Source organism: Aeromonas sp. ZOR0001 (assembly GCF_000801015.1).
Classification (GTDB): domain Bacteria; phylum Pseudomonadota; class Gammaproteobacteria; order Enterobacterales; family Aeromonadaceae; genus Aeromonas; species Aeromonas veronii.
Window position 1 is genome coordinate 1 of record NZ_JRJY01000117.1, and the last position, 7747, is coordinate 7747.

Consider the following 7747-nt stretch of genomic DNA (forward strand, 5'->3'; position numbering starts at 1 on the left):
GAGGCAGTTGAGGCAGTTGAGGCAGTTGAGGCAGTTGAGGCAGTATCAGAATTCATTAAAAGAAAAGCCGGGACAAGCCCGGCTTTTTCTTTATCACTCAGCAGCTGCTTCAGCAGCGGCCGGGCGGTCTACCAGCTCAATGTAAGCCATTGGGGCGTTGTCGCCAGCACGGAAACCGCATTTCAAAATGCGAGTATAACCGCCGGCGCGCTCCAGGTAGCGCGGGCCCAGTTCATTGAACAGCTTAGCCACGATCGCGTTATCGCGAGTACGGGCAAATGCCAGGCGACGATTAGCAACGCTATCAGTCTTGGCAAGGGTGATCAGCGGTTCAACTACACGACGCAGCTCTTTTGCCTTAGGCAGAGTCGTCTTGATGATCTCATGACGAACCAGGGAGCTGGCCATGTTGCGGAACATTGCCTGACGATGGCTGCTGTTCCGGTTCAGTTGACGACCACTCAAACGATGGCGCATGACCTTATCCTTCTAACTAAATCTGTGAAACCCGTAATCTGGATTACTCGTCAGCGATGCTGGCGGGCGGCCAGTTCTCAAGGCGCATGCCAAGAGACAGACCACGGGAGGCCAACACGTCCTTGATCTCAGTCAGGGACTTCTTACCGAGGTTAGGAGTCTTAAGCAACTCAACTTCGGTACGCTGTACCAGATCACCAATATAGTGGATAGCTTCTGCCTTCAGACAGTTCGCAGAACGAACTGTCAGCTCCAAATCATCGACAGGACGTAGCAGAATCGGATCAAACTCGGGTTTCTCTTCTTTCTTCTCGGGCACGCTGACATCGCGCAGATCCACGAAGGCTTCCAGTTGCTCGGCCAGAATAGTGGCAGAACGACGGATGGCTTCTTCAGGATCCAGGGTACCATTGGTCTCCATGTCGATGACCAGCTTGTCCAAGTCGGTACGCTGTTCCACACGTGCTGCCTCAACATTGTAGGCAATACGAACGATGGGGCTGAACGCGGAGTCCAGCAGCAGGCGACCAATAGGACGCTCTTCATCATCGTTGTGAACACGAGCAGAAGCAGGCACATAACCACGACCGCGCTGAACTTTCAGGCGCATGCTGATTTCAGCATTGGCACCAGTCAGGTGGCAGATTACATGCTCCGGGTTTACGATCTCGACTTCATCACCGTGAGTGATATCACCAGCGGTAACGGGGCCTGTTCCAGACTTGGTCAGGGACAGAGTTACCTCGTCCTTGCCTTCCAGCTTCACAGCGATACCTTTCAGGTTGAGCAGGATTTCAAGAATGTCTTCCTGTACACCTTCTTTGCTGCTGTACTCATGCAGTACCCCGTCAATTTCGACTTCAGTAACTGCACAACCGGGCATAGATGACAGCAAAATACGACGCAGGGCGTTACCCAGCGTGTGACCAAAGCCACGCTCGAGTGGCTCAAGAGTCACTTTCGCATGAGTCGGGCTAACTTGCTCGATGTCAACTAGCCGCGGTTTAAGAAAATCTGTTACAGAACCCAGCATTGTGTCCTCTCTTTAGAAGCTAGCTTTACTTGGAGTAAAGCTCGACGATCAGCTGTTCGTTAATGTCGGCAGACAGGTCGGAACGCTCTGGCAGACGCTTGAAAGCACCTTCCATTTTAGCGGCGTCAACCTCTACCCAAGTCGGCTTCTCACGCTGACCAGCAACTTCCAGGGAAGCTTTGATACGCGCTTGCTTCTTAGCCTTCTCACGAACGCAGATCACGTCCTCAGGGGAAACCTGGAAAGAAGGAATGTTCACAACGCGACCGTTTACCATGATGGCCTTGTGGCTCACCAGCTGACGAGATTCAGCACGAGTAGCGCCGAAGCCCATACGGTAAACAACGTTGTCCAAACGACCTTCCAGCAGCTGCAACAGGTTTTCACCGGTGTTACCCTTTTGACGGGCAGCGTCGCGGTAGTAGTTGCGGAACTGTTTTTCCAATACGCCGTAGATACGACGAACTTTTTGTTTCTCGCGCAGCTGAACACCGTAGTCGGACAGACGCGCTTTACGCGCACCGTGCTGACCAGGGGCGGTGTCAATCTTGCACTTAGAATCAATCGCACGAACACCTGACTTCAGGAAGAGGTCGGTGCCCTCACGACGGCTAAGCTTAAGCTTAGGACCGATATATCTTGCCATCTTCTTTCTCCAACAATCCTAGACCAAGTAGCTACAGCGTTATACGCGGCGCTTCTTGGGAGGACGACAACCGTTGTGCGGGATCGGAGTCACATCAGTAATGTTAGTGATGCGGAAACCAGCCGCGTTCAGGGCGCGGATGGAAGACTCACGACCGGGACCCGGACCTTTGACCATGACTTCCAGGTTCTTGACGCCATATTCTTTGGCCATCTCACCAGCGCGCTCGGCAGCTACCTGAGCAGCGAACGGGGTGGACTTACGAGAACCACGGAAACCGGAACCACCAGAAGTAGCCCAAGACAGAGCATTGCCCTGACGGTCAGTAATGGTCACGATTGTGTTGTTGAAAGATGCATGAACGTGCGCAATACCGTCGCTCACTTGCTTTTTAACGCGCTTGCGAGCACGAGTCGGAGTTTTAGCCATTTTCTACCTTCCCGTTACTTCTTGATAGCCTTGCGCGGACCCTTACGGGTACGAGCGTTGGTCTTGGTACGTTGACCACGAACAGGCAGGCTACGACGGTGACGCAAACCACGGTAGCAACCCAGATCCATCAATCGCTTGATGTTCATGGAAATCTGACGACGCAGGTCACCTTCAACGGTGAATTTACCTACTTGTTCACGCAGACTCTCGATCTGAGCTTCGTCCAGGTCTTTAATTTTCACATTCTCAGCGATACCGGCTGCGGCACAGATGGCCTTGGAGCGGGTACGACCGACGCCATAAATCGCAGTCAAAGCGATGACTGCATGCTTATGGTCAGGAATGTTAATGCCAGCGATACGGGCCACTATTCACTCCTACATATAGTAGATTACGACCACCACAAAGCCCGTGAGCGGATACGTGGCGGTCAACCAATACACAACAAAAGTTGGCTGGCTATATTAGCCAGCACAACTATTTGTTGCAAGTACTAACCGTAAAAAATTAGCCTTGGCGCTGTTTATGCTTTGGCTCGCTGCAAATCACACGCACCACACCGTGACGCTTGATGATCTTGCAGTTACGGCAGATTGCCTTAACGGAAGCACGAACTTTCATTGCTTAACTCCGTAACTACGCCGACCTTTAGCGGCCGTAGCCCTTCAGGTTGGCCTTCCTCAGGACGTCGCCATATTGATGAGACATCATATGGGTTTGTACCTGAGCCATGAAGTCCATGATAACAACCACGATAATCAGCAGCGAAGTGCCACCGAAGTAGAACTGTACGTTCCAGGCAGTCATCAAGAACTGGGGTACCAGACAGATAAAGGTTATATAGAGCGCACCTGCCAATGTCAGGCGAGTCATAACCTTATCGATGTAACGTGCTGTCTGCTCGCCCGGGCGAATCCCCGGGATAAAGGCTCCACTCTTCTTCAGATTATCTGCTGTCTCGCGGGGGTTGAACACCAGCGCGGTATAGAAGAAGCAGAAGAAGATAATGGCTGCTGCATACAGCATCTCGTAAAGCGGTTGACCCGGCTGCAGGACCATAGAGACCTGTTGCAGGATATCAGCTACTTTACCCTCACCCTGACCAAACCAAGAGGTAATGGTCCCTGGGAAGAGGATGATACTGGATGCGAAAATCGCAGGAATCACACCAGCCATATTAACTTTCAACGGCAGATGTGTGCTTTGCGCGGCAAATACCTGGCGGCCTTGTTGACGCTTGGCATAGTTAACGACGATACGACGCTGACCACGCTCCACGAACACCACAAAGTAAGTCACTGCGAAAACAATCAAGCCCAGCAACAACAACAGCAGGATGTGCAATTCCCCTTGACGTGCCTGTTCGGCCGTAGCGCCAATGGCATGCGGCAGACCAGCAACGATACCTGTGAAAATAATCAACGAGATACCATTACCAATCCCACGCTCGGTAATCTGCTCACCCAACCACATCAAAAACATGGTACCGGTGACCAGACTCACAACCGCTGTGAAATAGAAGCCCAGACCCGGATTAGTCACGAGTCCATGCATCATATTCGGCAGACCGGTTGCAATACCAATGGCCTGGAAAGTTCCCAAAACCAGCGTGCCCCAACGGGTATATTGGCTAATCTTGCGACGGCCGGATTCACCTTCTTTCTTGAGTTCAGCAAGAGCGGGGTGAACCACTGTCAGCAGCTGGATAATGATCGATGCCGAAATGTACGGCATGATCCCCAACGCAAGAATAGAAGCACGCGAGAGTGCACCACCACTGAACATGTTGAACATCTCAATGATGGTGCCCTTCTGTTGCTGGAACAACTCGGCCAGTACGGCGGCGTCAATACCAGGAATCGGCACATAAGAGCCTGCACGGAAAACGATAATCGCCCCGAGAACGAAGAGCAGACGGCTCTTCAGTTCACTCAGACCACCCTGTGCTTTAACATCCAATCCTGGTTTCTTAGCCATTGTACTGATTATTCCTCGATTTTACCGCCAGCGGCCTCGATGGCTGCGCGTGCACCTTTGGTGACGGACAGACCACGAACGGTCACAGCACGGTCAATGTTGCCTGACAGAACAACTTTAGCGAACACGATGTTCTTAGTAACAACACCGGCTTGCTTCAGAGTGCTCAGGTCGACCACATCACCTTCTACCAGGGCGATTTCGTTCAGACGCACTTCGGCAGAAACCAAAGATTTGCGAGAGAAGAAACCGAACTTCGGCAGACGGATTTTCAAAGGCATCTGGCCACCTTCGAAACCGTTGCGGACTTTACCGCCACCGGAACGAGAGGTTTGGCCTTTAACACCACGACCACCAGTCTTGCCCAGGCCGGAGCCGATACCACGACCACGACGTTGTTTTTCAGGCTTGGAACCAGCGGCCGGAGACAGAGTGTTCAGACGCATGCTTAGCCCTCCACCTTAACCATGTAATAAACCTGGTTGATCATGCCGCGTACGCAAGGAGTATCTTCCAGCTCAACGGTGTGACCAATGCGACGCAGACCCAGACCACGCAGAGTCGCCTTGTGCTTTGGCAGACGGCCGATAGAGCTGCGAGTTTGAGTTACTTTTACAGTGTTAGCCATGTCGCATTACCCCAGAATTTCTTCAACGCGCAGACCACGCTTGGCAGCGATCTGTTCCGGTGATTGACCGTGAACCAGAGCGTCTACAGTAGCGCGAACAACGTTGATTGGGTTGGTGGAACCGTAGGTCTTGGCCAGCACGTTGTGGATACCGGCAACTTCCAGAACAGCACGCATAGCGCCGCCTGCAATGATACCAGTACCTTGGGAGGCCGGCTTCATGAACACGGTGGAGCCAGAGTGAACACCACGCACCGGGTGGTGCAGAGTGCCGTTGTTCAGCTCAACCTTGTTCAGGTTACGCTTAGCCTGTTCCATTGCTTTTTGAATAGCAGCCGGAACTTCACGGGCTTTACCGTAACCGTAACCTACACGGCCGTTACCATCACCCACCACGGTCAACGCGGTGAAGGACATGATACGACCACCTTTAACAGTTTTCGAAACACGGTTTACTGCAATGAGCTTTTCTTGCAGTTCGCCGGCTTGAGATTCGACTTTAGCCATCTTCGACTCCTAGCTTAGAACTGAAGACCAGCGTCACGTGCGGCAGCTGCCAGGGCAGCGATGCGACCGTGATACTTGAAACCGGAACGATCGAAAGATACGTTCTGAACGCCTTTGGCAATAGCACGCTCAGCGATAGCCTTACCTACAGCGGTAGCAGCATCTGCGTTACCGGTGTATTTCAGAGCTTCACTGATGGCTTTCTCTACTGTGGAAGCAGAGGCCAGAACTTCGGAACCGTTGGCTGCAATAACCTGCGCATAGATATGACGCGGGGTACGGTGAACAACCAGACGGGTAGCTCCCAGTTCCTGCATCTTTTTCCGAGCACGAGTAGCACGACGGAGACGAGCTGCTTTCTTGTCCATAGTGTTACCTTACTTCTTCTTAGCTTCTTTAGTACGCACTTGCTCGTTGGCATAGCGTACACCCTTGCCCTTGTAGGGCTCCGGAGCGCGGTAAGCACGGATATCGGCGGCGACTTGGCCAACCAGCTGCTTGTCGACGCCACGCAGAACGATTTCTGTAGCAGTCGGGCACTCAGCGGTCACACCAGCCGGCAGCGCATGCTCTACCGGGTGAGAGAAGCCCAGAGCCAGCGCAACAGCATTGCCCTTGATGGAGGCTTTATAACCTACACCAACCAGCTGCAGCTTGCGCTCGAAGCCTTGGGTAACACCGATTACCATGTTGTTGACCAATGCACGGGCAGTACCGGCCTGAGCGTCAGCACCAGCGATGCTGCCGCGCGGGGCGAACTTCAGTACATTGTCTTCTTTGGTCACTTCTACACCGGCGTGAATAGAGCGAACCAGAGAACCTTTACCACCTTTGATGGTCAGTTCCTGGCCGTTCAGAGTCACCTCTACGCCAGCAGGAATAGTGACGGGTGCCTTAGCAACACGAGACATTTCCTACCTCCTATTAAGCGACGTAGCAGATGATCTCACCGCCCATGCTTGCTTTGCGAGCAGCACGGTCAGTCATCACACCTTTAGACGTGGACACGATAGCAACACCGAGACCGCCCATAACTTTCGGCAGATCAGTAGTGCGCTTGTAAATACGCAGGCCTGGACGGCTTACGCGTTGGATCAGTTCTACAACTGGCTTGCCCTGGAAATATTTCAGTTCAATTTCCAGTTCCGGCTTCACGTCACCAGCTACGGAGTAGCCAGCGATGTAACCTTCTTCTTTCAGCACTTTGGCGATAGCCACTTTCAGCTTGGAAGAAGGCATGGAAACCGCAACTTTGCTCGCCGCCTGACCGTTACGGATGCGGGTCAGCATATCCGCGATCGGATCTTGCATGCTCATAAGTCTAACTCCCGAGATTCGTTACCAAGAAGCCTTCTTCAGGCCCGGAATTTCGCCCTTCATGGCATGCTCACGCACCTTGATGCGAGACAGGCCAAACTTGCGCAGGAAACCGTGCGGACGACCAGTAATATTGCAACGGTTACGCTGGCGGGACGGACTGGAATCACGGGGCAGCTGTTGCAGTTGCAGTACAGCATCCCAACGCGCTTCTTCAGAAGCGTTCATGTCAACGATGATAGCTTTCAGCTCGGCACGCTTGGTCGCGTACTTGGCTACCAGCTTGGCACGCTTTGCTTCGCGCGCTTTCATGGATGTTTTAGCCATAACCCTAACCTTACTTGCGGAATGGGAAGTTAAAGGCAGCCAGCAGAGCACGGCCTTCTTCATCGGTATTCGCGGAAGTGGTGATGGTGATATCCAGACCACGGACGCGATCGACTTTGTCATAGTCGATTTCCGGGAAGATGATCTGCTCACGCACGCCCATGGAGTAGTTACCACGACCATCGAACGCTTTAGCGTTCAGGCCACGGAAGTCACGGATACGCGGTACGGAGATGCAGATCAGCCGTTCCAGGAACTCCCACATACGCTCGCCACGCAGGGTTACTTTACAACCTATCGGGTAGCCTTCACGAATCTTGAAGCCCGCAACAGATTTGCGAGCTTTGGTGATCAGCGGCTTCTGACCGGAAATGGCAGCCATATCGGCAGCCGCATTTTCCAG

15 protein-coding genes are annotated in these 7747 nt (G+C 52.9%); all 15 read right to left on the minus strand.

The window, feature by feature from the left end; translation table 11 throughout:
- Positions 1–93 precede the first annotated feature (93 nt).
- Positions 94–477 (minus strand): 50S ribosomal protein L17, encoded by a 384-nt coding sequence (gene rplQ, locus L972_RS15465; protein ID WP_005307999.1) that lies wholly within the window; start codon positions 475–477, stop codon positions 94–96.
- Between the two features lie 43 nt (positions 478–520).
- A complete protein-coding gene (locus L972_RS15470) occupies positions 521–1510 on the minus strand; it encodes a DNA-directed RNA polymerase subunit alpha (RefSeq protein ID WP_005307997.1) in 990 nt (329 codons plus the stop codon).
- A 25-nt stretch (positions 1511–1535) separates the two neighbouring features.
- Positions 1536–2156, minus strand: coding sequence for a 30S ribosomal protein S4 (rpsD, locus tag L972_RS15475; RefSeq protein ID WP_005340600.1), 621 nt, complete (start codon positions 2154–2156; stop codon positions 1536–1538).
- 39 nt (positions 2157–2195) lie between these two features.
- Positions 2196–2585 carry a 30S ribosomal protein S11 gene (rpsK, locus tag L972_RS15480; protein WP_005307993.1) on the minus strand — a complete coding sequence of 130 codons (390 nt, stop codon included), beginning with the start codon at positions 2583–2585 and terminating at the stop codon, positions 2196–2198.
- Between the two features lie 14 nt (positions 2586–2599).
- Positions 2600–2956, minus strand: coding sequence for a 30S ribosomal protein S13 (gene rpsM, locus L972_RS15485; protein WP_005307991.1), 357 nt, complete (start codon positions 2954–2956; stop codon positions 2600–2602).
- Positions 2957–3095: 139 nt separating this feature from the next.
- Positions 3096–3209: a 50S ribosomal protein L36 gene (gene rpmJ / locus L972_RS21020; protein ID WP_005319705.1), complete on the minus strand. Its 114-nt coding sequence runs from the start codon at positions 3207–3209 to the stop codon at positions 3096–3098.
- A 27-nt stretch (positions 3210–3236) separates the two neighbouring features.
- Complete coding sequence (gene secY, locus L972_RS15490) at positions 3237–4565, minus strand: preprotein translocase subunit SecY (protein WP_005340602.1); 1329 nt, start codon at positions 4563–4565, stop codon at positions 3237–3239.
- An 8-nt stretch (positions 4566–4573) separates the two neighbouring features.
- Positions 4574–5011, minus strand: a complete 438-nt coding sequence (gene rplO, locus L972_RS15495; protein ID WP_005340604.1) for a 50S ribosomal protein L15 — start codon at positions 5009–5011, stop codon at positions 4574–4576.
- 2 nt (positions 5012–5013) lie between these two features.
- A complete protein-coding gene (gene rpmD, locus L972_RS15500) occupies positions 5014–5193 on the minus strand; it encodes a 50S ribosomal protein L30 (protein ID WP_005307985.1) in 180 nt (59 codons plus the stop codon).
- 6 nt (positions 5194–5199) lie between these two features.
- Positions 5200–5700 carry a 30S ribosomal protein S5 gene (rpsE, locus tag L972_RS15505; RefSeq protein ID WP_005340605.1) on the minus strand — a complete coding sequence of 167 codons (501 nt, stop codon included), beginning with the start codon at positions 5698–5700 and terminating at the stop codon, positions 5200–5202.
- A gap of 14 nt (positions 5701–5714) precedes the next feature.
- Entirely contained in the window at positions 5715–6068 is a 354-nt protein-coding gene (gene rplR / locus L972_RS15510; RefSeq protein WP_005340606.1) for a 50S ribosomal protein L18, read from the minus strand.
- 9 nt (positions 6069–6077) lie between these two features.
- Positions 6078–6611 (minus strand): 50S ribosomal protein L6, encoded by a 534-nt coding sequence (gene rplF / locus L972_RS15515; RefSeq protein WP_005340607.1) that lies wholly within the window; start codon positions 6609–6611, stop codon positions 6078–6080.
- A 13-nt stretch (positions 6612–6624) separates the two neighbouring features.
- A complete protein-coding gene (gene rpsH / locus L972_RS15520) occupies positions 6625–7017 on the minus strand; it encodes a 30S ribosomal protein S8 (protein ID WP_005307980.1) in 393 nt (130 codons plus the stop codon).
- A gap of 21 nt (positions 7018–7038) precedes the next feature.
- On the minus strand, positions 7039–7344 hold the full coding sequence (gene rpsN / locus L972_RS15525) for a 30S ribosomal protein S14 (RefSeq protein WP_005340609.1): 306 nt from the start codon (positions 7342–7344) through the stop codon (positions 7039–7041).
- 10 nt (positions 7345–7354) lie between these two features.
- Positions 7355–7747, minus strand: a 393-nt coding sequence (rplE, locus tag L972_RS15530) for a 50S ribosomal protein L5 (RefSeq protein ID WP_047439353.1), incomplete at its 5' end; no start/stop codon positions are given.

Excerpts from the sequence above, each read along its gene's own strand:
- rplQ (WP_005307999.1), bottom strand. The coding sequence starts at position 477 with ATGCGCCATCGTTTGAGTGGTCGTCAACTGAACCGGAACAGCAGCCAT.
- L972_RS15470 (WP_005307997.1), bottom strand. The coding sequence starts at position 1,510 with ATGCTGGGTTCTGTAACAGATTTTCTTAAACCGCGGCTAGTTGACATC.
- rpsD (WP_005340600.1), bottom strand. The coding sequence starts at position 2,156 with ATGGCAAGATATATCGGTCCTAAGCTTAAGCTTAGCCGTCGTGAGGGC.
- rpsK (WP_005307993.1), bottom strand. The coding sequence starts at position 2,585 with ATGGCTAAAACTCCGACTCGTGCTCGCAAGCGCGTTAAAAAGCAAGTG.
- rpmJ (WP_005319705.1), bottom strand. The coding sequence starts at position 3,209 with ATGAAAGTTCGTGCTTCCGTTAAGGCAATCTGCCGTAACTGCAAGATC.
- secY (WP_005340602.1), bottom strand. The coding sequence starts at position 4,565 with ATGGCTAAGAAACCAGGATTGGATGTTAAAGCACAGGGTGGTCTGAGT.
- rplO (WP_005340604.1), bottom strand. The coding sequence starts at position 5,011 with ATGCGTCTGAACACTCTGTCTCCGGCCGCTGGTTCCAAGCCTGAAAAA.
- rpmD (WP_005307985.1), bottom strand. The coding sequence starts at position 5,193 with ATGGCTAACACTGTAAAAGTAACTCAAACTCGCAGCTCTATCGGCCGT.
- rpsE (WP_005340605.1), bottom strand. The coding sequence starts at position 5,700 with ATGGCTAAAGTCGAATCTCAAGCCGGCGAACTGCAAGAAAAGCTCATT.
- rplR (WP_005340606.1), bottom strand. The coding sequence starts at position 6,068 with ATGGACAAGAAAGCAGCTCGTCTCCGTCGTGCTACTCGTGCTCGGAAA.
- rplF (WP_005340607.1), bottom strand. The coding sequence starts at position 6,611 with ATGTCTCGTGTTGCTAAGGCACCCGTCACTATTCCTGCTGGCGTAGAG.
- rpsH (WP_005307980.1), bottom strand. The coding sequence starts at position 7,017 with ATGAGCATGCAAGATCCGATCGCGGATATGCTGACCCGCATCCGTAAC.
- rpsN (WP_005340609.1), bottom strand. The coding sequence starts at position 7,344 with ATGGCTAAAACATCCATGAAAGCGCGCGAAGCAAAGCGTGCCAAGCTG.